This is a genomic window from Kaistella flava (ex Peng et al. 2021) (assembly GCF_015191005.1).
In the GTDB taxonomy this organism is placed as follows: Bacteria; Bacteroidota; Bacteroidia; order Flavobacteriales; family Weeksellaceae; genus Kaistella; species Kaistella flava.
In genome coordinates this window covers 161594-185349 of record NZ_CP040442.1, presented here as the reverse complement: position 1 = coordinate 185349, position 23756 = coordinate 161594, and the positions used below count along the sequence as shown (strand labels likewise).

The following is a 23756-nucleotide window of genomic DNA, read 5'->3' as shown; positions in this document are numbered from 1 at the left end:
AGATTGAACCATTAAGGCTTGTGAAGGAATTAAGAGAATTAAGATTTATTAAAAATGAAAAAACCACGTTCAAAAATATCTTTAGCTATTTTTCTTAATGACCTAAATCATTGAATAAAAGACTTAATGGTGAAGAAACAATTTTATTAACCTTATCTTTAAATACTACAATTATGAAAAAAACAATACTTCTTATATTCCTGCTCCTCTTCGGAATCGTGACGCTTTTCATGAGCAGTTCGGTCTTATTCAATTGGTTTGGGATCAGAGCTAAAGAAGGCAATTTCGTTCCATTCATCGTTTGGGCCAATTTACTTTGTGGAATTCTTTATCTAATTACAGCTTATGGAATTTTAAAGAATCAAGTTTGGTCAAAAGTTCCTCTAATCGTTTCATTAATTATTCTGGTTCTCGCTTACATTGGATTATTTATTTACATTAATGATGGCGGAATATATGAAACAAAAACCGTGGGAGCCATGGCTTTCCGCATCGGAGTTACTGCATTATTTTTATTTATAACATTAAAAATTTTTAAAAAATGAAAAAATTATTTTTATCAGCCATCTTAGGCTTAGCAATCGTTGTTTCTTGTGAGAAAAAGCAGGAAGAACATGTTGAACATGAGCATACTACAACAGAGCAAACTGCTACGGACGAACATGTTTCCAACGATGAACATGCAACTGCTGAAGAACATGATGAATCTGTAAAACTGGATTTAAACAACGGAGCAAAATGGCCAGTGAATAGTGAAATGAAACCTCACATTGCCGAAATGGAAACTCAGCTGAATGCTTACAAACCAAAAAATGGAGACTTTAAAATGTTGGGAACGAACTTGAGTGCGACGAATGATAAGCTGGTAAAAAGCTGTACAATGACCGGTACACCACACGATGTTTTGCACGCTTGGTTAGCACCGCACATGAAAGAAATCGACAAATTGAAAAAAGCTGAAAACAGAGAAGATGCAAATAAAATCGTTGGCGAATTAAAACAGTCGATGGATACGTACCACACATATTTCAACTAATAGATATTTTAGCTCAGTCATTTCATACAAGCCTGGTCTGCAGCCCGGCTTGAGTGGAGCTCTTTTTTGTGGAACGAAGTGAAACAAAAAAAGCGGGAACGGAAGACGGAAATGTCTGCCCAAATAAAATGATTTTTAACTAACATAATGAACCTTCAGAAAATCCTGAGGGTTTTTCAGTTTCTTTTGAGTCGTAATTTAGCCCCGCGTATCTTCTTTTCCAGATTGGAAACTAAGATTTGGTGATGAAGAAACCAGCCGACTAAAACACCGATTAAACTTCCGATGATGGTATCTAAAATTCGGGCTTGCATTAAGTCATTAATGTTAATCGTCATTCCGGCAGAATTTTCAGCCAGGAAAATGGTTAAAGGCGTGATAAAAATTACGGCTAATCCATAATTTCGAACGATAATCAATTCTATAATAAACTGCAGTACTGCGATAATTAAGACCAATAGTAACCCATTTGGCTCTAGGAAAAGGATGAGCCAGGTTAATCCCATGCCGACAAAAGTACCGAAGATGCGGTGGAGATTTCGCTGTCTGGTGTGAATTAAATCTTTTCCCTGTAAAATGGCCAATGCGGAAATTGGAATCCAATAGGCACTTTTCAGGTCTAAAAGATTGCCGATTAAAAGCGCTAAAAACATGGCGAATCCGATAATTAAACTTTCGACGATGCTGGTGTAACGTTTCTTTTTTAGCTTTCTTCTGACCTTTGGTTCCTGCACTTTTCTGGCAATAAAAACCGAATAGAAAAATGCCAGAAGTACCGACAACATTGCGCCCATCGTCACCAAACCAACTCGAAGAGGAATTAATTCCGCCTCAAAAGGAATTGAAGTTGCGACCGCAGCAACCATGACGAAAAAAAAATTTCGAGGCGGCGGAATATCAAAATACGAAGTAATATAGTGCGAAAGAAAAGCGATTACGCCGAGCGCCACGGCACCTCCAAAATGATTGAAACTAAACAGACTTCCTAAGGCAAAAGCAAGGCTGAAACCTAAAGCACACATCGAAAGGTGAATCATTCGTTGTGAAAGTGGTGCTTGTGTAAAATAAAGAATCACCAATGAACCGATACAGGCGAGATTTCCGTACGCCGGTTGATCGAAAAACCAACCGATCAACAAACAAATTCCGACACATATTCCTGCCAAAAATGGGAAATGCCAAAGTCTTTCGGTTTTTTTTATTTCGATAAAAGATTGTATCGGTGTATTTAATCGGTGATGGAGTTTCATTTTAGTTGGTTACCATTTTTGATTTTTTCAAGACCTTATTAATCTAATCCAAAGTTAGAGCTGCAAATTTAAGATTTTTATCACTTCAAAAGTCACCGTTTTTTTATAACTATTTTAGTTTAATATTATAAACTGGGATTAATATAACCGTTGCCGCACGATTTTATCGGTTGGCCTATTAATACCTAAGTTTTGGCCTTTATAATTAATAACAACAAACCACCGCAAAAGCAGTGGTTCGTTTAATATAAAAAGTGATTTAGTGGTCATAACAAATAGAATTTGATTAAATTTTATTCTTTTCTTTAATTAAATTCTTCTACTTTTTGATTAGAAAGTGGTATTAATCCCCAGTGTAAAACCGGTATTTTCCGGAACCATTCTACATACTCCTCCGACACATAGCAATCCTCCTCTCTGGCGTCCGTAAGAACCTTGTATTCTCGTTGAGTTTTTTCTAAATACCGCACCAAAAGTATAATAATGCAATTGTTTTTCGGCATCATCATTTCCGTAATTATACATATCGCTGGTGAATACAGACCAGTTTTTGAGGAAGTTAAATTCTACTAAACCGGCTGCCCAATTTTTATAGGAAGAATCGGCCCATTGATGTTGAACTTCTACTTTAAGTGAGTTTTTATTGATTTTAAAAATATTATCCCAAACGGCGGTTGACGCAAAAACCTGACCTTCTGTTTCCTGAATTCTATCGGTATTATAATCCTGATAGATGTACACTAAAGCCGTATTCCAAGTGCTGGATAATCTCTTTCTGATATCTACATTAAAATCTGAATAGTATCTTTCTCCTAAAGCAAAAGTTTTGGTCTCAACGGTGTTGTAATCTTCATACACACGATATTTAGCTTTCAGACCATACCAGTTTGCGAAGTTAAAAGCGATGTCTGTTCCGTATTTTCCACCGAGAGCTGTTCCTTTTTTAAACTGGTAATAAAGATCAAACTGAGAACCTATTTCGCCCGCTTTTCTTTGAGGAAAAAATGTTAATTGTGGTTGAGACTGATAAACATAAACATTGGCTAAACTATAGTCAAACTGCTTGGTAAGCGCTGGTGTATAATTCAATAAAGCTTCATTATATTGATTGCCAATTTCGTTTCTATCTGAATAAATATTAAAGTTTTCTAAGCGTCTTAAAGTTCCACTGAACCCAAATCCTTTTTTAGAATATCCTAAAGCTAAATTCATAGCATTTCCAGAAAAGACATTAATAGGATCTACTTCTGCCGCCATTTTTATGGCATCTTTTGTTTTGTAAAGATATTCGGCGTTTAGGTAGAAATCTTTATATTCATTATTCCATCGAACGCCGTAGATATTAACATCTGCGGGAGCATTGATAAAAGCGACTTCTTTAGTTTGATGTTTATTAACAAAACTAAATCCAAGATTAGAATCAAACGCTTCTGAACCTAAAGCTTTAGCAAGTTGAAATTCGGTATCTAAACCAGCGATATTCGTTTTGGAAAAATCAAATCCCATCCCAATACGCTGTTTTCCGTAAAGTGCTTTTATATTAATAAGATTATCAGCTAATGATAGCTTAACACGTGCACCAACTAAAGAATTGGCAATTCCTAACTGACGGTCTTCCCATGTTCTTAACGCTAAACCAGATCCAAATTGTTCGTAAAAGTGACCTAAGGTTACATCTAAACCTTTGTCATTATTATAATTAACGAAATAAGTTCCGAGGTTAACCCCTTCAAATTTTGGAGAATAATTAAGAAGCGCTTTGGGCTCATAAGATTCTAGCTGAGCACCAACTGTAAATTGCTTGTATTTGTAAGTTAAAGTTAAGTAAGAATTGGAACGGAATCTCTCATTAGCTTCATTTTCTGCCAGTTTTATTTTACTGTCATCAACATAATATTGATTGGTAGATTCTAAACTGCCATTAAACTGAGCATATAATAATCCCTGTCCCAATATCATAAAAATAGGGAGTAATTTCTTCTTCATAGTTTATTTTCTATTATTGGATCTGCTTTAATTTATTAAATAATTCTTCTTCATCACCTGGGGCATATCCGACATGAGAATAAACCAATTTGTTTTTAAAATATACGAGTGTAGTTGGTACGTTATTAACGTTTAACGATCTTTTAATCGATTGTGACGGGTCTAATAATACCTGATCAAAATTCCAGTTTTTACCATTTACAACGGTTTTCACTTTATTAACGGTTCTGGGATCATCTGTAGAAACTGCAATAAAATCGAAATCTCTTTCTTTCTTCCATTCCTCTAAATTATCATTAACTGCATTTAGCTCTTCCATGCATGGTAAACACCAAGTTGCCCAAAAACTTAGAACTAAAGGTTTATCATTGTTCAAATCTTTTAAAGCAATATTTTCGCCTTTAATATTTTTCACTTTGATGTTCTCAATAGACTGGGCATTGAAACTTACGCAGCACATCATTGCTAATCCAAATACAATTTTTCTCATAAACTTATCTTAATATGAATTTCATTTTTTTCAGTGCACTAAAATATTAATAAAAACCCAAACCATAATACGTATTGTTAAAATATTTTTACAGTAACATCATTTTTAGTTTTAATTCTATTTATTTTAATGAATAAAACCATTAGAAACTGAAAATTTTGTAGTTTTACAAAAAACTTGATAAATTGTAAATTATAATGAAGAAAACTCTACTATTACTAACTATGTTTGTCTTATTCTTAAATTCATGTGCTGGTTCTGAAAGCGATGAAGGAATGAATATCGTCACTTATGTAAAGCTCTCGTCCAGTGAAAGCGCAGTGTTATTGGGAAATTCCATCAAACTTATCGCAACAGATAATCTTAATAATGACGTGACTGGTCAATCTACTTTCTATATTAATGGTGAGTTAAATTCTGATCACAATATTTTTGTTCCGACTCATATTGGTGAGTACACGATTACAGCAAAATACCAAAGTATCACTACCAAACCTTTAACAATTAATAGTATTTCATTAACAGGCGTTAATTTTGTTCACAGAATATTATTTGAAGATTTCACAGGGACATGGTGTGGCAACTGCCCTATTGCCAGTGCGAGATTTGATAAATTAATTGAGCAAAATAACAAAGCTGTTTTTGTTGGGCTACATGGTCCTACAGTTCAGACTGATCCTTTTACGAATGAGGCTTCTACAGCTTTTATTAATCAATTAGGAATTTGGGCTTATCCCACCATTCTTATTAATCATATCGCAGAATGGAGTACTTCTAATAATAATTATACTGATGTTTCTTTTCCCTTACAATATATTCAGCCTTATAGCAAGGTAGGAATTGCCATTAATACCAAGCTGGAGAGCAACGTAATTTCAGGTGATTTCAGTATTGCATTTGCTGCTGATTATTCAAACCTAAAAACCTTAATATATGTTGTTGAAGATCAGATTAAATATCCTCAACATAATTATTTTAATGGATCGGGAGGTAAACCACTTTTGTACGGCGGTCTTCCAATTGTACCGGACTACGTGAACCACAATGTACTCAGAGCATTATTAACCCCTGTTACCGGAGAAGCGATTCCGGCTAATAACAGCCAAAATAACAATACCTATCTCAAAAACTTCAGTTATAATATTCCAAGCAATTTCGTTAAAGAAAACATGAAAATAATTGTAGCGGTTCTTAATAGCCAAAACGAAGTGATTAATGTTCGTGAAGCTAAAGTTAACACAACGAACGCATTGGAAACATTATAGTAAAATTTAAAAATAATAAAAAGTAAAACTTATGAAAAAATTAGTTCTTTTATCTGCATTCTTAACCTGCTCTTTTGCATTATCACAAATGGCAGTAAAAAAATTAGACGGGACAATAATGAACGATGGCGAAGTCTACAAGTACAGCACCTATGATACAAACAATGATATGTTGAATTTTACGGTGGCGAATACCTCACCCACCCAAAGCATCAAAGTTAAAGTACTTTGTGAAGCTCTAACGAATACTACAGGAGAAGACTTCGAATTTTGTTTTGGTGGTAACTGTATGCCTTTTGTAATGTTAGGAATGAACTATCCACCGAATGGCTATACTATTGATGCCAATTCAAACACTGGTGATTTCGACCACTTCTGGAATAAAAAGGAAAGCGATCAACCGATGTCGTTTTTATTTAAATTTTATCAGGTAGATGCATTAGGAAATGAAATCGGTGCACCTGTTAGAATTACGTATTTATACGACAAACATTTGGCTGTGAGTAATACTTCTGCAAAGTCTGAAATCGTGCTAAAAAACACAGTAGTAACAGATTTTATAGAATTAGATTCTAAAAACAACGGTACTATTTCTATTTTTGATTTTACCGGCAAATTAGTTTTAAATCAAGAAGTGAAAGCTGGAAACAATAAAATTAGTGCGCAAAAACTTGCTGCGGGAGTTTATATCGTAAATATAGTAAGTTCTAATGGAAAAATATCTACAACAAAAATCATTAAGAAATAATCTTCTAAGTCCCCAAAAAAATATTAATAATATGAAAAAATTCTATTTTTTAGCAGCAGCTTTTTTCTTCGCAAATACTTTCAATGCACAAGTACACTATTCAGAGAATTTTGAATCCGGAAATGGCGCGAACTGGAAGTATACAGATCTTGATGGTGACGGTAATAATTTTGCAGTCCTTAACGCAAGTTCTATTTATTCGCCTTTTGGTACAAAATCAATGACTTCATTCTCATGGAACAATGTTGTTTTAAATCCAGATAATTTAGTAACTTCCACCCCTATCACTTTACCTGCAGGCGCTAATAATCTCTTTCTAAAATATAATCTTTTCTCACAGCTGGGATCTTATGGTGCGGAGCATTATGCGGTATATATTTCTACAAACAATACCCCTGCTGATGTTATCGCAACTACTCCTGTGTTAGAAGAAACATTGCCATTCGAGGGTGGTTTTCAACAAAAAACAATTGATCTTTCTGCCTACGCTGGGCAAACTGTTTATTTGTCTTATCGACATTTTAACTGCTCAGATCAGTATGTTTTTCTTTTAGATGATATCACCATTGAAACACTACCAGCTGATGATGCAAAATTAGCTTCCGCCAGCATTGATAAATATATTGCTGTTAATAGTCAGAATGAGATTATCTACAATATTAAAAACAATGGCTCTACTATTATTTCTTCAGTAGAATTAAACTGGAACGATGGCACTGATCATATTGCGACAGCCGCAGCAAATATTGCTCCCGGACAATCTGCAAAAGTTTCTCACCCTACCAAAGCATCTTATAACACTGTTACATCGAAAACAATCAACCTCAACATTACTAAAGTAAATAATGCTGCAGACCCAACACCTGCTGATAATACAGGAATAGTTAATACCACTGTAGCTTCACAAGTAGTACCTAAAAAAGTAGTATTTGAAGAAGGAACAGGCACATGGTGCGGCTGGTGTCCAAGAGGTATGGTGGCATTAGAAAAAGTAAATCAGGATTATCCAAATGATCAGATTAGTATTGCAGTACATGGAGGATCCGGCGCTGAACCAATGCAGGTAGCTGGTTATGTTTCTGGGGCAGGATTTACAGGTTTCCCAGGAATGAATGTAGATAGAGAGTTAAAAGGGGTTGACCCAAATCCTTCAACAATCAACTCTTATGTTATCGATAGAAAAAACACTCCTACTCCTGTAAAACTATCTGGTGATTTTACGATCACAGGAGATCAACTAAAAGCTAACGTGAACTCCAAGTTCTTTATGAACAAAACAGGGGCTAATTTCAGATTAGCAGTAGTTGTAGTAGAAGACGGTGTTAAAGGAACTACTTCAGCCTATAATCAAAGTAACTATTATGCTGGAGGAGGCAACGGTCCAATGGGTGGTTTTGAAAACAAACCTTCAACAGTCCCTGCTGCTCAGATGGTTTACGATCACGTAGCTCGTGCACTACTAGGAGGTTATGCTGGCCAATCCAGTTCTATTCCTACAGCTATCACTGATGGACTATCAGTTGATTACACCTTTAATTACACGATACCTGCAACTTACAAACAAGATAAGTTAGGTGCTGTATTGTTATTAATTGACAGTAATGATGGCACAATCCTAAATGCTACTAAACTTGACAAAACTGCGCTTGCAGTAACTGACACCAAAGCTAATGCAGCTAATATTGCATTATATCCTAATCCAGCTAAATCTGATTTTAATCTAAAACTTGCTGCAGACGGTTCCTATAATGTAACCATTTTTGATATTTCTGGTAAAGTAGTTAAAGACTTTGGTACAGTAAAATCTAATAGTAAAGCGATTAACTTACCTATTAATTTAACTCCCGGTAAATACTTTGTCAATATTTCTCAGGACGGAAATTCTACCACAAAAGAGCTTCTTGTAAAATAAATATTTGGTAGTAATCTTCTAACTATCTAATGTGAAAAGTTATTCTGAAAAAAATAGAGCCTCCAAGCTTTATCATTTTTCAGTAATAACTTTTCACTATTTTATAATTTATCATTACTGAAAATATCTAATAAACATTTGAACGGCAGGTTATTAATCTTTAATAAAATAGAATAATCTCTTTCAATAATTATTACACCCAAAATGAAATCTAATAAAAATTATCAATATGAAAAAACTTTACTTTCTAGCGACCGCATTCTATCTCACAGGATTTATGAATGCTAATTCCTTTAATCAAAAACCTATAACATCAAAACCTGCTGCAGATAATGATATTCAGGTAGTTAGTGGCAAAATCAATAAATTTTTGGTAGCAGGCAGTGAAACCGCTATCAGACTAACAATAAAAAATGTAGGAACCAACAATATCACCTCAGTAGAATTTAATTGGAATGATGGCACTGGAGATCATAAAGAAAAAATAACAGCCTATTTAAACGTAGGTCAACAAAGAGAAATCACCCATCCTATACTTACCAGTTATACAGATATTGCTTCTAAAAACATTACCTTAACCATTACGAAAGTAAATGATAATGCAGACAGCAATCCTGCTGATAATAATCTTACAGTAACCACGAGTGTCGTTTCACAATTCCTTCCTAAAAAAGTGGTATTTGAAGAAGGAACCGGTACGTGGTGTGGTTGGTGCCCAAGAGGCATGGTCGCATTAGATAAAGTAAATGAAGATTATCCGAATGATCAAATTAGTATTGCCGTTCATAATGGCGACCCGATGGTACTGGCAGCATATAACGCTGGCGCAGCATTCGCAGGTTATCCAGGAATGAACGTAGACAGAGAATTAAAAGGAGTAGACGTATCACCCAATTCAATTGGTAACCATGTTGCAACTAGAAAATTAATAGCAGCTCCCGCAAAACTTTCTGGAGAATACTCAATCATAAATAATCAATTAACAGCTAACGTAGCTGCTCAATTTTTTATTGTCAATAATAATGTTAACTATAGATTAGCAGCAGTTGTAGTAGAAGATGAGGTACAAGGAACAGCTTCTGGATATAGACAAAGTAACTATTATGCTGGCGGTGGCAATGGCCCAATGGGTGGTTTTGAAAACTTACCAGCTACGGTACCAGCAAATCAAATGATTTACAACCATGTTGGCAGAGCTCTATTAGGAGGATATGCCGGACAGACCGGTTCTATTCCTACATCAGTTACGGATGAACAAATTGTTAATTACACCTTTAGTTATACAGTTCCCGCAGCTTATAACCAAGAGAAGTTAAGCACCGTATTACTATTATTAGACGCTACTGATGGTACAATTCTTAATGCTGTTAAACTTGACAAAACTGCTCTAGCCGTAAATAACATCAAACCTAATGCAGCTAATATTACATTATACCCTAACCCAGCTAAGTCCGATTTTAATCTGAAACTTGCTGCAGACGGTACGTACAATGTAGTTATCTTTGATGTGTCTGGTAAAATGGTTAAAAACTATGGTGTCGTAAAATCAAACAGCAAAACAATTAACTTACCTATCAATTTAACTCCTGGTAAATACTTTGTAAATATTTCTCAAGACGGAAATTCAATTACGAAAGACTTATTAGTAAAATAAACTTTTAAAAAGTTTAGATCATATTTTAGAAGCTTCAACAAGGTGTTGAAGCTTCTTTTTTTATTTAATAATACTTAGTAAATCAGTGTCAAATCTTGGAAAAAAATTAGAAACCGATATCGAATAATTAGATTCTCAATAAGAAGCAACAAAACTTTCGCTCCTCCCAATACTCGTCCCGCTGTCCGCTATATCCCGCCAAGGCGGGGATGCCGCTCCCATCGGGGCTATAACTTCAGGCATTTCTTCTTTCCACTGAAAAATCAATACACCTTCACTAATCCGAAAATGACTTTAATCTATAAAATGACTTTCTACAAATTGATAACTTCCTCATTTTTTTATGTGTATAAAAAAAACTAAAAGTTTATTCAGTTTTCTTGGCTTCTTCCCAAAGTTCATCCATTTCCTCCAATGTTAAATCTGCCAATATTAAATTATTATCCAAAGCCAGATTCTCCATTTTCTGAAATCTGCCGATGAATTTATTATTCGTTCTTTCTAAAGCCGTATCTGGATTAATACCAGAAATTCTGGCGTAATTGATGAGCGAGAAAAAGACATCTCCTAATTCCTGCTCTTTTTTATCCAAATCGGTTTCTGCGTGAAACTCGGCCAATTCTTCATCCACTTTTTTCCAGGCATCTTCAGCATTCGCAAATTCAAAACCAATTCCTTTTACTTTATCCTGAATTCTGTACGCTTTTACCATACTTGGAGTTCCTTTCGTAACGCCGGAAAGCACCGATTTGTTTCCTTCCTTCAGTTTCAGTTTTTCCCAGTTCTGTTTTACTTCTTCTTCATCTTTCACCTCAACATCTCCGTAAATATGAGGATGACGGAAAATCAGTTTTTCATTTAAAGAATTAATAACATCTGCGATATCGAAACTTCCTTTTTCAGACCCGATTTTAGCATAGAAAACCAAGTGCAATAAAACATCACCCAACTCTTTTTTAATTTCCTGCAGATCCTCATTGAGCAAAGCATCAGAAAGCTCATACACTTCCTCTAATGTCAAATGACGGAGTGTTTGCAAAGTTTGCTTTTGATCCCACGGACATTTTTCGCGCAGATCATTCATGATATCGAGTAAGCGATTGAAAGCTTCGAGTTGTTCTTGTCTGGAGTTCATTTTTAAATAAAATTAGAGTAGTGAAATTACTTTGCTTCATTGCAAAGACAAAAAAAAACCTCATCAAAGGTAAAACTTTGACAAGGTTTAATAATTAAAGTTTTAAGAACAATTAATCAAATCCTGAGATCTGAAATCTTATCCCATTTTTCTGTGGGTACTTTTAGGTGCAGATTTAGCTGAAGAAGTTGAAGCTTTTGCTTTTGGAGCAGTTACTTTATCAGTCTTCGGAGCTGCTTTTTTTGCATCTTTTTTGTCAGCGATTACAGTCTCATCTTCAGTCGAAGCTTCTTCTGCTTTTACAAAACTGTCTGGAGTAATATAACCTGCTTTGTGAAGGATATTATACCATTGAGCCAATTTTTTGATATCAGAAACATACACTCTTTCTTTATCATAATTTGGCAAAGATTTAGACATCAAAGCTCTTAAATCTTCTTCTGAAGCTTTGTGAGAAATGGTTTCTTTGTAATCCTCATTTTTTGCTAAATTTTCGAATACTTCAAACAAAGGAACTTCAGTATCCTGGGTAAACATTGCAATATTATCAAGCAAGCTTACTTGTGAAGAATTAGAAATACTGACTTTTTTCTTTGTCAATACATCTTCGATGATAAACCCGTTTTTCAACTGCGAAATCAATTTGTAAAGTCCTGGCTTCCCGGAAATTGATATTATTTTTTCTAACTGCATTTTTTTAATATTTGTTTGAATTTAATTTATTTTTTTACTCCAAGTTTAACTGGATCTATTTCGGAAATCTCATTTTGTAAGTCACAGAAACATCTCCCTGTGAAATTTTCGCTAATTTTCCTTTGACTAATTTTTTCTTTAAAGAACTCAAATGATCAGTAAACAGAATTCCTTCAATGTGATCATATTCATGCTGAATCACGCGCGCTCTCATATCTGAAAAAGTATCGGTATGTTTAACGAAATTTTCGTCATAATATTCGATGAGGATCGTTTCTTTTCTTTTCACATCTTCACGCACATCAGGAATCGAAAGACAACCTTCGTTGAATTTCCATTCTTCGCCACTTTCTTCCAAGATTTTCGCATTGATGAAAACCTTTCTGAAATCTTTTAATTCCTCTGCAATATCAACATAATCTTCATCTTCTGCCAACGGCGAAACATCGACTACGAAGAGACGAATATCCAACCCAACCTGTGGCGCTGCCAAACCAATACCGTTCGCACTGTGCATGGTTTCGAACAAATTATCAACTAACGTCTTCAATTCAGGATAATCCTTGTGGATTTCGTGGCAATGTTTTCTTAATACAGCATCTCCAAATGCTCTTATCGGTAATATCATTTCTGTTTCTGTTCTAAATAATTTTGCAATATAATGGTTGCACTCACTTTATCAATCAATCCTTTTTCTTCGCGCTTCTTCTTGCTCTTCCCACTTTGGGAGATAAAAAAAGAAGCCATTTTTGAGGTAAACCGTTCATCAAAACGATCGACTCCAATGGCAGGAAATTCTGATTTAAATTTCTCTATAAACTTCAAAATATGAACTTCTACTTCATTTAAATTTCCTTTTAAATCCGTGGGAAGTCCTACTACGATTTGCTCTACCTGGTTTTCACTAAAATACTTTTTTAAAAATAAAAAAACATCTTTTGTGGCTACCGTATCCAAACCACTCGCAATGATTTGCATGTCATCGGTGACCGCAATACCGCACCGGGCTCTTCCATAATCAATTGCTAATATTTGTGCCATCGCTTGCAAATTTACAAATATTTGTCTTTGCGCACAAAATTTTAAAAATGATGATTTCAATCATTTATATTTTAGCTAAAGTCATTCTTAATCTCACTAACTTTAATAAGGCAAAATAATGCCCAATCAGTAATCACAATCATTATGAAAGCGTTAGTATTTAAAGGACCCGGACAAAAAGACTTAGTCGATTGTCCGATGCCGGTGATTAAAGAATCGACCGACGTGATTGTTAAAATGGTGAAATCTACCATTTGTGGAACCGACCTTCATATTTTAAAAGGCGATGTTCCAGCGGTAATTCCGGGAAGAATCCTGGGACATGAAGGAATTGGAATCGTGGAAGAAATAGGAAACGGCGTTACCAATTTTAAAAAAGGCGATAAAGTTTTGATTTCCTGTATCACCTCTTGCGGAAAATGCGACAATTGTAAAAAACAACTCTACGCACACTGTTCCGATGGCGGTTGGATTTTAGGACATTTAATCGATGGAACTCAGGCTGAATATGTTAGAATTCCGCACGGTGACAATTCCCTTTATCATTTAAAAGAAGATATCGATGAAGAAGGAGCGGTAATGTTAAGTGACATTTTACCGACTGGTTTCGAAATCGGCGTTCTTAATGGAAAAGTAAATCCTGGTGATACTGTTGCTATTGTTGGAGCAGGACCAATAGGATTTGCAGCACTTCTTACCGCACAGTTTTTCTCGCCTTCAAAAATTATTATGGTCGATGTAGACCAGGAAAGACTGGAACTGTCCAGAAGTTTTGGCGCAACTGATCTAGTTAACAGTGGCGCTGAAAATGCAGTCGAAGCCATTAAAAAAATCGCTGGGAAATACGGAGTTGATGTTGCTATAGAAGCAGTCGGAATTCCTGCCACGTTTGATATCTGTCAGAAAATTCTAAAACCCGGCGCTCATCTGGCAAACGTTGGCGTACATGGAAAATCTGTAGACCTTCATATTGAAGAACTTTGGACCAGAAACGTAACGATTACGATGGGTTTGGTTTGTACAAGTACGACACCGATGCTGTTGAAAAATGTAGAAAGTAAAAAACTTCAGCCAGAGAAACTCGTAACGCACCGTTTCGATTTCTCTGATATGATTCATGCCTACGCAGTTTTCGGTAATGCCGCCAAAGAGAAAGCACTGAAAGTAATCATTAATTTCAACTAATTATTCACTTTAAAAAGGAGAAGCCGCTAACTTCTCTTTTTTTTATTTAATTTTAATGTTTTAAAAACTAAATGCATGAAAACATTAATTCTCGTAAGACACGCTAAAAGTGATTGGCCGGAAAACACCGATGATTTCGACAGACCTCTCGCGGAAAAAGGATTTCACGATGCTGAAAAAATGTCCCATTTTTTGAAAACTCAAAATATCGAAATTGAAAAATTCTTTTCCAGTCCTGCTTTACGAGCATTAACAACTTGTGAAATTTTTAATAAAGAATATAACATCGAAATTGAGAAGCTTCAGAAATTGTACAACGCTTCCGACACTAATTTCGAAAACATCACTCTTGGCTTAGATGACCATTTAAATAACGTAGCCATGTTTTCTCACAACAATGGAATATCTAATTTTGCAAACAGCATGGCCGAAGATATGTTTATCTTCCCAACTTGTGGCGTTGCCGGTTTTGAAATTGATTGCGATTCCTGGTCAGATTTTCATAATGCGAGGAAAAAAATGATTTTCTATTATGATCCGAAGAATATTTAAGTTTATTTAAAACCATAAAAAAACCTCATCAAATTAAATTGGTGAGGTTTTTTATTTTTATTTTGAATCAAATTAATTCTTTCTCTGCAAATCCAGATCTCCAAAATCAAAACTGAAATCGGTAACGTCAGAAATCGGTTTCAGTTTCATTCCTTCTGCTTTTCCATTTTCATCTAAATTGAAATTAACGAAAGCATCTGCATCATAGCTTCTGTCATCCCATTTTGCAATCATTACATTTGGAGAATAAGGCAACAACTCCCCTTTTAATCTTGGAGAATTTTTACAGAAAACACGGAAACTGTTTCCTTCTTTGGAAACAACAACATCTCCAAACCACGGGTCGGTATAGGTTCCTGTAATCTGCTCACCTTTGATCTGGCTCTTTTTCTCTTTTTTAAAGGCATCAGATTTCGCGAAGATTTCTTTCTTTTCTTTGGCATAATCTGCATCCACTTTAGCCATTCTGTCACCGTAAGTTTTCAGCCAGCTTCTGTCAGCAACTCCTAAGTAAGAATCTTTAATAGTATTGGTAATGGCGCTGAATGCCGCTCCACTTTGTTGATTGGTAAGCACTACAATTCCTAATTTCATATCTGGAATTAAAGTAAATTGAGTAACCGTTCCGATTAAACCACCAGTGTGATACACTTGTTTATGTCCTTTAACATCAGTTAAAAACCAACCTAATCCATAACCTCCAAAATTAGAATCGTACGGATTTTTTAAAGCAACTGGTGTAGAAATCTGTAGATTCCACAATTGCTGAATCTGTTTGTCGGTTACAAGTTTCTTTCCGTCCTTGGTTGTAAAACCATTCATTAAAAACTCTGCCCAAGTATTCATGTCCTTGATATTACTCATAATTCCACCTGCCGCATTTCCCGTTTCATTCCAGTCATGAGGAACTGCAACTACTTTCCCATCCACTGGCGCGTGAGCATCGATGATATTCGGAACATTGGCAGCTTTTGCTCGGTTGTAACTTCCGTAACTTGAAGTCATGCCAACTGGTTTCAAAATTCTTTGTTCGATAAATTCCGCCCAAGAAAGTCCAGAAACTCTATGAATAACTTCTCCGGCAACGATGAACATAATATTGTTATATTCCAAAGTCGTACGGAATGAATGATCTGGTTTTAAATATCTTACATTGTGAATAATATCATTAACCGTTAAAGGCCCTCCTTCTGGGAAAAACATTAAATCACCCTGTCCTAAACCAAGACCTGCACGGTGTGTAATTAAATCTTTGATGGTCACTTCCTGAGAAGGGTACGCCTCATGCATTTTAAATTCAGGAATATACTGAGACACTTTATCGTCGAATTTCAGTTTCCCTTCATCTGCTAACATTGCTAAAGCGGTCGCCGTAAAACCTTTCGAGTTAGAAGCGATTCCAACTAAAGTTTCATCGGTCATTTTTTGATTGTTCGTGAGAGATCTTACTCCAAATCCTTTTGAATAAACTACTTTCCCATCTTTCACAATTCCAATGGACATTCCCGGAACGTCGAAAGTTTTTAAAGTATTTTGAATAAGTTCGTCGAGTTTCTTTTCTTCCATCTGCGAAAAAGCAAAGAAGGAAATAAGAATTAAAAGAAGTGAGAATTTTGTTTTCATTGAAATTTTGATTTGTACGAAGATAGATAATTTTGGAAATATTTCATAATTCATCGTTTTTCTGAGTTCAAAATTTTTAGTAATATCCTTTCTTAGCATGGAATTTGATACTGTGAGAATTCTCAAAAATGTTATATTTGTTATCTTTTGAGGTAAAATTTAAATTTATAGAATGATTTTAATTGTCGATGATTCTCCGGAAAATATAATTTCCTTACAAAAAGTGCTTGAGAAAAATGATTTTGAGGTTGACACCGCATTATCTGGGGAAGAGGCTTTGAAAAAAATTCTTAAAAAGTCTTATGTTCTCATTATTCTTGATGTTCAGATGCCTGGCATGGATGGTTTCGAAGTCGCAGAAGCCATTTCGGGTTACAGTAAAGCCAAAGAAACGGCCATCATATTTCTTTCTGCCGCCACAGCCAATGTAAAACTGATCACGCGCGGTTATTCATCCGGAGGTTTAGATTACATCAGTAAGCCGGTTGATATGAATATTCTTCTTTTAAAAGTAAAAACATTTTACCGTATTTACGAACAAAGCCGCGCACTGAACGAGATGCAGCAAAGTTTGCGGGAAGAAATAGAATTCCGGAAAGAAGCGGAACGGAAAAAAGATGAATTTATCAGTATTGCCAGCCATGAACTGAAAACGCCGATGACCAGCATTAAAGGTTATATTCAGTTATTGGAACGAAGCCTCGATAAAGATGATAAAGAAACAATTAGAAAACGTCTGCACAAAGTACAGAATCAAATTGAAAAATTAAATATTCTTATTGCCGACCTTCTCGATATTTCAAAGATTGAAAGCGGAAAACTAAAGTTTAACAAAAAATATTTTTCTTTCAATAATCTATTGGAGCATATTATAGAAATTATGCAGCAATCAAATCCACATGTGAAAATTTTAAAGAAAGGTAATTTTGAGGCTCAAATTTATGGTGACGAAATGCGTCTCGAGCAAGTCATCATTAACTTTATAACCAACGCCATAAAATATGGACCCGATGGCGAGGAAATACATATTACGACAGAAATGCGTGGCGATGAAATTTATTTTTCTGTCAGAGATTTCGGTATTGGGATGTCTGAGGAACATCAGAAAAAAATCTTCGAGAAATTTTACCGTATTGAGGAAACTTCTGAACGTTTCCAAGGTCTTGGCATAGGATTATATATATGTCAGGAAATTATTGAACGTCATCATGGAAAAATAGGAGCTAACAGCGTTCCTTCTGAAGGATCAGAATTCTATTTCCAAATACCTGCACATCCTAAAAAGGAAGCATAACACAATTAATATTATGAGTTTTAAAAGAAATCTACTATTTGGCCTCGGGTTATCAATGACCCTTTTATTAATAAGTTCTTTTGCTTCCTACCTCAGTATAAAAAATCTGATTGACAGTTCCTATATGGTAAGGAACAGCAATAAAATCATTAAAGATCTCGACCATCTTTTTTCTCTGGTCAAGGATGCTGAAACAGGCCAACGAGGTTATCTTTTAACAGAAGATCAAGTTTTTCTGGATCCGTATACAAAAGCAAAGGAAAATATCACCGTAGCTATCAGTGATTTATCGTCTGAAATTTCTACTACTGATAAGCAAAGTAAAAATTTTGAAATTTTAAAAGCTAATATTGAAGCACGTCTGGACATATTAGATCGAAATCTAAATGAGAAAAAGCGGAAAAATGTTGTAACCACTGAGCAGTTATTAGCTGGTAAAAAATTCATGGATGACATCCGTGTTACGGTTGGTAATATGCAAACTGAAGAGCAGGCCATCCTAAAGTCCAGAACTGAAACAGTAGATAATCTTGCCTCTTATACGCCTTGGCTAATTATTCTGTCAGCGTTACTTGCCATCGCCATTACGCTTGTATTCTTCCGCAAAGTTTCCCAGGATTTTAATGAAAAGAATAAGCTAACAAATGAATTAGAAGAAAAGAACGAAGAAAGTGTAAACCGTCTTTCCGCTATTGAAAAGGTAACTGCACAAATTTCAGATGGTGATTATAATATCCTATTGGATCAGAATGCTAAAAACAGTTTGGGAAGCGTTGCAGAACCGCTGAACAATATGGCTCAGTCCCTTCAGAATTCCTTTAATACATTAGAGGAAAAAGAATGGCTAAGCTCTTCTGTCGCGCAGCTTAATGACCGAACCATGGGCGAAAAAAGCATTGAAAAACTGGCCACAGATATTTTAGAAAGTATTACAGAACATACCCAAAGCCGTTTAGCTGCCATTTATTTACAGGGAGAAGACAATCAATTATACTTGACCGGAACTTATGCAATCGATCATAGTGAAATTAAAACGACACTGAAAATTGGAGAAGGAATCGCTGGTGAAGCCTTCCGATCTGCAAAACAGATCGTATTGAAAAACATCCCGGATAATGCGGCTACAATAAGTTATGCCACAGGAAGAACAAAGCCAAATAATATTATTGCAATCCCGATTACCAGATATAACATTCCGTTGGGTGTTATTGAATTAGGTACAACGGGCGACTACTCTCCGCTTCAATTAGAATACCTTCATTCTGTAGCAGGAAATATCGGCCTGGCATTTTACGGAGCACAAAGCAGAATTAAAATGCAGGAATTGCTGGAGGAAACTCAGGCACAATCGGAAGAACTTCAAACCCAGCATGCCGAACTGGAAAACATCAATGAAGAACTTGAAGCACAGTCGCAGAAACTTCTCGCCTCTGAAGAAGAATTGCGCGTTCAGCAGGAAGAATTAATGCAAAGTAATCAGGAGCTGGAAGAACGAACCGGCTTATTAGAAGAAAAGAATGCTCTGATTGAAGAACGCAATATTTCAATTCAACAGAAATCGATTGAACTGGAGCAAAGCACCAAATACAAATCAGAATTTTTGGCCAACATGTCACATGAATTGCGCACCCCGCTTAATTCAATCTTACTGCTTTCAAAACTGATGACTGAAAGCGATGATCTTGACGAACAATATGTTGAATATGCGGCAGTGATGCAAAGTTCTGGACAAGGTTTATTAACGCTTATCGACGAAATATTAGATCTTTCTAAAATTGAATCTGGTAAGATGACCTTGGAAATTAATGAGGTTCCTTTAGAAGAAATAACCTCAGATATGCAGATGTTATTTAAACCAGTTGCAAATGAAAAGAAATTAGCTTTAAATATAGAAATCGAACCTGAAACTTCGAGAGTATTAAGTACTGATAAAATGCGTTTAGAGCAAGTCCTTAAAAATTTACTTTCCAATGCAATTAAGTTCACATCACAAGGAAGCATCACTTTAAAAATTTCGAATGATGAGACCAAACAGAAAGTTCGATTCACGGTAATCGATACAGGAATTGGTATTCCGAAAGATAAGCTGCGTATGGTTTTTGAAGCCTTTCAACAAGCCGACGGATCTACCCAACGAAAATATGGCGGTACAGGTTTAGGCCTTTCCATCAGTCGAGAACTGGCTCGTTTACTGGGTGGAGAAATAGATTTAAAAAGTACGGAAGGAGTCGGTAGTGAATTTACGCTGACTGTACCTGTTTATTTTACAGAAGAATCCAGAGATGAAAATCAATTGCAACTTCAAAGTCAGCCGTATCCAATCGTGGAAGTCGCAAAACAGCCGGAACGATTTATCGCAGATCATATTCCACAACCTATTCCGGATGACCGCGAAAATATTGTCGCAGGAGACAAAGTGATTTTGATTATTGAAGATGATACCGCTTTTGCAAAAATACTTATGGATTTTTCCCGCACGAAGAACTATAAGGTTATTGCAGCAGTGCGCGGTGATGTCGGTATTGAATTGGCTCAACACTTTAAACCGCTTGCTATTTTACTGGATATTCAGTTACCGATAATGGACGGCTGGCAAGTAATGGAAGCGTTGAAATCTAATCCGGAAACAAAACCGATTCCTGTGCATATCATGTCCTCAATGAAATTTAAACAGGAGAGTTTATTAAGAGGAGCAGTTGATTTTATTAATAAACCTTTTGCTTTGGATCAAATGCAGGAAGTTTTTAAGAAACTTGAAAATGCGATGAACCGTTCGCCCAAAAAAGTTTTGATTGTAGAAGAAAATGAGCAGCATGCCAAAGCATTAAGTTATTTTCTAAGTGCCAACAGCATCACCACAGACATCGTGAGTAATGTTTCGGAAAGCATTGACGCTCTTAAAAAACAGGAAATAGATTGCGTAATTCTGGATATGGGAATGCCTGGCAGAAATGCTTATGATACTCTTGAAACCATTAAGCAAAACAAAGGATTAGAACAACTTCCTATTATTGTGTTTACAGGAAAAAGTCTTTCTCAGGGTGAAGAAAACCGAATTAAAAAATATGCAGATTCTATCGTTGTTAAAACTGCGTATTCCTATCAACGTATTTTAGATGAAGCTGGTTTATTCCTTCATCTCGTAGAAGAGAAACAGAAGAAAAAAGGAGATAGATCAGACGGTTTTGAAAATTTAGGAGAGTTAAGAAACATCCTTAAAAACAAAACGGTACTTCTTGCAGACGATGATGTGCGTAATATTTTTTCCCTTACAAAAGCGCTTGAAATACAAGGAATGAAAGTAATTCCTGCAATGGATGGAAAAGAAGCCATGAACATTTTAAGAGAAAATCCAGCCATTGATATTGTTTTGATGGATATGATGATGCCTGAAATGGACGGCTACGAAACCATCCGTGAAATTAGAAGTTCATCGCAATTTAAAAATCTACCTGTTTTGGCAGTAACCTCAAAAGCCATGATGGGCGACCGCGAAAAATGTATCGCAGTAGGTGCCTCAGATTACATTTCAAAACCCGTAGATATTGACCAAATGGTTTCTTTATTAAGAGTCTGGTTATACGACAAAATCTAAAGTTCAGTTTATGAAAAACGAAAAAGAGATTCTCATCATCGATGATGACAGTAAAAATATATTTGCGCTCAGCGCAGTGCTCAAAGCAAAAAAATTTCAATGTATTTCTGCGTTGAGTGCCAATCAGGGATTAAAAATGCTTTCTTCCAATAAAAATGTTGGTGTCGTTCTTATGGACATGATGATGCCGGAAATGGACGGTTATGAAGCCATTGGAAAAATGAAAAGCGACAAAGAACTGAAAAACATTCCTGTAATCGCAATTACCGCACAAGCCATGACAGGTGACCGAGAAAAATGCATGGAGGCCGGCGCAGATGGTTACATTTCGAAGCCGGTAAATGTTGATGAACTTCTACTGTTACTTAACCAATTAATCGACTGACCGTGAATTCCACAGAACACAATGATGAATATGTCGAAACGCTACTCTCAGATGTACTGGAAGTTTACGGTTACGATTTTACGGGATATTCGCGGGCTTCTTTAAAGCGAAGGATTCTGCGGCTTTACGGCATGGATGGTTTTGTAAGTTTTGCAGAATTCAGATATAAAATCAGAACAGAACCCGCTTATTTTAAACGATTTCTGGAGCAGGTAACTATTAATGTTACTGAGATGTTCCGAGATCCAGAGTTTTATAAAACTTTAAGAAATGACATTTTACCCCGACTTGGAACTTATCCTTTTATTCGCATTTGGATTGCCGGATGCAGTACTGGTGAAGAAGCGTATTCTGTTGCGATACTTTTAAAAGAACTTAATCTACTCCACAAGTCGCTCATTTATGCCACGGATATCAACAGTGCTGTTTTAGAAAACGCTGCGCAGTCAATGATTCCGATGAGCAAAATAAAATTATATACCGAGAATTATATTGCCTCCGGCGGAAGTGAACAATTTTCTGATTATTACACTGCCAATTATTCATTGGGAAAACTCAACGATGATTTAAAAACGAAGATTATTTTTTCAACGCACAATTTAGTTTCAGACAATTCATTCAATGAGTTTCAGTTGATCTTGTGTCGAAATGTAATTATTTATTTTGATAGACCTTTGCAATCCAAAGTGTTCGAGCTGTTTGATAACAGTTTAGAAAAATTTGGCTATCTTGCTTTAGGCACGAAGGAAACTCTGGATTTTTCCCCAATTTCCAAGAACTTTGAAAGATTAGAAACCGGAAAGATCTGGCGTAAAATTCAATAAATGAAATATTGTGAAGCATTGGTTATAGGCGGATCTGCCGGCAGTCTGGATGTACTTTTAAAAGTACTGCCGGACCTTAATCCTTTGCTCCCATTTCCTATTATTATTGTACTTCACCGCAAACCGGGAAAAGAAAGTTTGCTAACCGACCTTTTAAGCAGCAAAACAAAACTGAAAGTAAATGAACTGGAAGAAAAAGAAGAAATGAAAGCATCCACGATCTACATCGCTCCTCCCAACTATCATTTACTTATCGAAAACAATAAAACCTTTTCACTGGATGCTTCTGAAAAAGTTAATTTTTCACGACCATCCATTGATGTCACTTTCGAAAGTGCCGCTCAGGTATTCGGAGAAAATCTCGTATGTTTGCTACTCTCTGGTGCCAACAGTGATGGAACAGTGGGACTGCAGAAAGTAAAAGAAAACGGAGGTCTCGCAATTATTCAAAATCCGGCTTCTGCAATCGTACCTTTTATGCCAGAATATGCAATGGATCATGTCGCAATTGATGCGATACTTGATTTAGAAGAGATGGCGAACTACATAAACCAACTATAAAAATGACCGAAAATACCGCTATAAAAAAAAACAAAAAAGTATTTATTTTTGATGACAATCTGGAAATTCTCGAGTTGTGTACTGAAATTTTAAAGGATCTCGGATTTGAAGTAAAAACTTCGCCTACGACCAATGGTATCGAACAACAGGTAAAGGACTTTTTGCCCGATCTTATTTTCATGGATAATTGGTTGCCGGACATTAGCGGAATTGAAGCTACAAGATTAATCAAAGCCAACGATGAATTAAAAAACATTCCGGTTATTTATTTTTCTGCCAACAGCAATATCAGTGAGTTGGCTGCCGAAGCCAAAGCTGATGATTTTATTGCCAAGCCTTTTGATCTTGATCAGTTTGAGGAAATTGTATGCAAACATCTGGACTGCTAACTGGCCAATTCAGAATACCTGTTTATTTTTTTTTCTTTATTAAAGTGAATTTAATTTCCAATTATATAGAAGGAAAATAATTTACTTTTTAGGGTTTTTTAACCTTTTATCTTTCCTCGAGTTTGCCTGAAAATATTA

Annotated in this window: 22 protein-coding genes; 14 read left to right on the top strand and 8 right to left on the bottom strand. The window is 35.7% G+C overall.

The window, feature by feature from the left end; translation table 11 throughout:
- Positions 1 to 173: 173 nt before the first annotated feature.
- Both Q73A0000_RS00800 and Q73A0000_RS00795 read left to right on the top strand, forming a co-directional pair.
- Entirely contained in the window at positions 174 to 545 is a 372-nt protein-coding gene (locus tag Q73A0000_RS00800; RefSeq protein ID WP_193812198.1) for a hypothetical protein, read from the top strand.
- The gene (locus Q73A0000_RS00795; protein WP_193812197.1) at positions 542 to 1036 is read left to right on the top strand and encodes a hypothetical protein; all 495 of its coding nucleotides are present in this window, start codon (positions 542 to 544) and stop codon (positions 1034 to 1036) included. Before Q73A0000_RS00800 ends, Q73A0000_RS00795 begins: the two co-directional genes overlap by 4 nt.
- A gap of 176 nt (positions 1037 to 1212) precedes the next feature.
- Here the strand turns inward: Q73A0000_RS00795 and Q73A0000_RS00790 are convergent, their stop codons facing one another.
- From Q73A0000_RS00790 to Q73A0000_RS00780, 3 genes are all read right to left on the bottom strand, one after another.
- A complete protein-coding gene (locus tag Q73A0000_RS00790; protein WP_193812196.1) occupies positions 1213 to 2286 on the bottom strand; it encodes an FUSC family protein in 1074 nt (357 codons plus the stop codon).
- Between the two features lie 330 nt (positions 2287 to 2616).
- Positions 2617 to 4272 carry a DUF6029 family protein gene (locus Q73A0000_RS00785; RefSeq protein ID WP_193812195.1) on the bottom strand — a complete coding sequence of 552 codons (1656 nt, stop codon included), beginning with the start codon at positions 4270 to 4272 and terminating at the stop codon, positions 2617 to 2619.
- 13 nt (positions 4273 to 4285) lie between these two features.
- Positions 4286 to 4762, bottom strand: a complete 477-nt coding sequence (locus tag Q73A0000_RS00780) for a TlpA family protein disulfide reductase (protein WP_193812194.1) — start codon at positions 4760 to 4762, stop codon at positions 4286 to 4288.
- A 197-nt stretch (positions 4763 to 4959) separates the two neighbouring features.
- Here Q73A0000_RS00780 and Q73A0000_RS00775 point away from each other — a divergent pair, with 197 nt between their 5' ends.
- The 4 genes from Q73A0000_RS00775 to Q73A0000_RS00760 all read left to right on the top strand — a co-directional run bounded on the left by Q73A0000_RS00775 (position 4960) and on the right by Q73A0000_RS00760 (position 10341).
- Positions 4960 to 6027 carry an Omp28-related outer membrane protein gene (locus Q73A0000_RS00775; protein WP_193812193.1) on the top strand — a complete coding sequence of 356 codons (1068 nt, stop codon included), beginning with the start codon at positions 4960 to 4962 and terminating at the stop codon, positions 6025 to 6027.
- Positions 6028 to 6058: 31 nt separating this feature from the next.
- Complete coding sequence (locus tag Q73A0000_RS00770; RefSeq protein ID WP_193812192.1) at positions 6059 to 6775, top strand: T9SS type A sorting domain-containing protein; 717 nt, start codon at positions 6059 to 6061, stop codon at positions 6773 to 6775.
- Complete coding sequence (locus Q73A0000_RS00765; RefSeq protein WP_193812191.1) at positions 6738 to 8687, top strand: T9SS-dependent choice-of-anchor J family protein; 1950 nt, start codon at positions 6738 to 6740, stop codon at positions 8685 to 8687. The genes Q73A0000_RS00770 and Q73A0000_RS00765 overlap by 38 nt, the downstream gene beginning before the upstream one ends.
- A gap of 229 nt (positions 8688 to 8916) precedes the next feature.
- On the top strand, positions 8917 to 10341 hold the full coding sequence (locus Q73A0000_RS00760; RefSeq protein ID WP_193812190.1) for an Omp28-related outer membrane protein: 1425 nt from the start codon (positions 8917 to 8919) through the stop codon (positions 10339 to 10341).
- Positions 10342 to 10708: 367 nt separating this feature from the next.
- Here the strand turns inward: Q73A0000_RS00760 and mazG are convergent, their stop codons facing one another.
- The 4 genes from mazG to ruvX form a co-directional block, all read right to left on the bottom strand.
- On the bottom strand, positions 10709 to 11476 hold the full coding sequence (gene mazG, locus Q73A0000_RS00755) for a nucleoside triphosphate pyrophosphohydrolase (RefSeq protein WP_193812189.1): 768 nt from the start codon (positions 11474 to 11476) through the stop codon (positions 10709 to 10711).
- Between the two features lie 138 nt (positions 11477 to 11614).
- Complete coding sequence (locus tag Q73A0000_RS00750) at positions 11615 to 12169, bottom strand: DUF5606 domain-containing protein (RefSeq protein WP_193812188.1); 555 nt, start codon at positions 12167 to 12169, stop codon at positions 11615 to 11617.
- Between the two features lie 55 nt (positions 12170 to 12224).
- Positions 12225 to 12797 (bottom strand): peptide deformylase, encoded by a 573-nt coding sequence (def, locus tag Q73A0000_RS00745; RefSeq protein WP_193812187.1) that lies wholly within the window; start codon positions 12795 to 12797, stop codon positions 12225 to 12227.
- Entirely contained in the window at positions 12794 to 13210 is a 417-nt protein-coding gene (gene ruvX, locus Q73A0000_RS00740; protein WP_193812186.1) for a Holliday junction resolvase RuvX, read from the bottom strand. The genes def and ruvX overlap by 4 nt, the downstream gene beginning before the upstream one ends.
- A gap of 144 nt (positions 13211 to 13354) precedes the next feature.
- Between ruvX and Q73A0000_RS00735 the strand changes: the two genes are divergently transcribed.
- Positions 13355 to 14395 (top strand): zinc-dependent alcohol dehydrogenase family protein, encoded by a 1041-nt coding sequence (locus tag Q73A0000_RS00735; RefSeq protein WP_193812185.1) that lies wholly within the window; start codon positions 13355 to 13357, stop codon positions 14393 to 14395.
- Between the two features lie 75 nt (positions 14396 to 14470).
- Entirely contained in the window at positions 14471 to 14947 is a 477-nt protein-coding gene (locus Q73A0000_RS00730) for a SixA phosphatase family protein (protein ID WP_193812184.1), read from the top strand.
- A 72-nt stretch (positions 14948 to 15019) separates the two neighbouring features.
- Here the strand turns inward: Q73A0000_RS00730 and Q73A0000_RS00725 are convergent, their stop codons facing one another.
- Positions 15020 to 16570: a serine hydrolase gene (locus Q73A0000_RS00725; RefSeq protein ID WP_193812183.1), complete on the bottom strand. Its 1551-nt coding sequence runs from the start codon at positions 16568 to 16570 to the stop codon at positions 15020 to 15022.
- Positions 16571 to 16742: 172 nt separating this feature from the next.
- Here Q73A0000_RS00725 and Q73A0000_RS00720 point away from each other — a divergent pair, with 172 nt between their 5' ends.
- Genes Q73A0000_RS00720 through Q73A0000_RS00695 form a run of 6 tightly spaced genes read left to right on the top strand, consistent with a single transcriptional unit; the run spans position 16743 to position 23618 of the window.
- On the top strand, positions 16743 to 17864 hold the full coding sequence (locus tag Q73A0000_RS00720; RefSeq protein WP_193812182.1) for a hybrid sensor histidine kinase/response regulator: 1122 nt from the start codon (positions 16743 to 16745) through the stop codon (positions 17862 to 17864).
- A gap of 13 nt (positions 17865 to 17877) precedes the next feature.
- Complete coding sequence (locus Q73A0000_RS00715; protein WP_193812181.1) at positions 17878 to 21459, top strand: response regulator; 3582 nt, start codon at positions 17878 to 17880, stop codon at positions 21457 to 21459.
- Between the two features lie 10 nt (positions 21460 to 21469).
- A complete protein-coding gene (locus tag Q73A0000_RS00710) occupies positions 21470 to 21844 on the top strand; it encodes a PleD family two-component system response regulator (RefSeq protein WP_193812180.1) in 375 nt (124 codons plus the stop codon).
- A 2-nt stretch (positions 21845 to 21846) separates the two neighbouring features.
- Positions 21847 to 22668, top strand: a complete 822-nt coding sequence (locus Q73A0000_RS00705) for a CheR family methyltransferase (protein ID WP_193812179.1) — start codon at positions 21847 to 21849, stop codon at positions 22666 to 22668.
- Positions 22669 to 23229 (top strand): chemotaxis protein CheB, encoded by a 561-nt coding sequence (locus tag Q73A0000_RS00700; protein ID WP_193812178.1) that lies wholly within the window; start codon positions 22669 to 22671, stop codon positions 23227 to 23229.
- A 2-nt stretch (positions 23230 to 23231) separates the two neighbouring features.
- Positions 23232 to 23618: a response regulator gene (locus Q73A0000_RS00695; RefSeq protein WP_193812177.1), complete on the top strand. Its 387-nt coding sequence runs from the start codon at positions 23232 to 23234 to the stop codon at positions 23616 to 23618.
- The last annotated feature ends 138 nt before the right edge of the window (positions 23619 to 23756 follow it).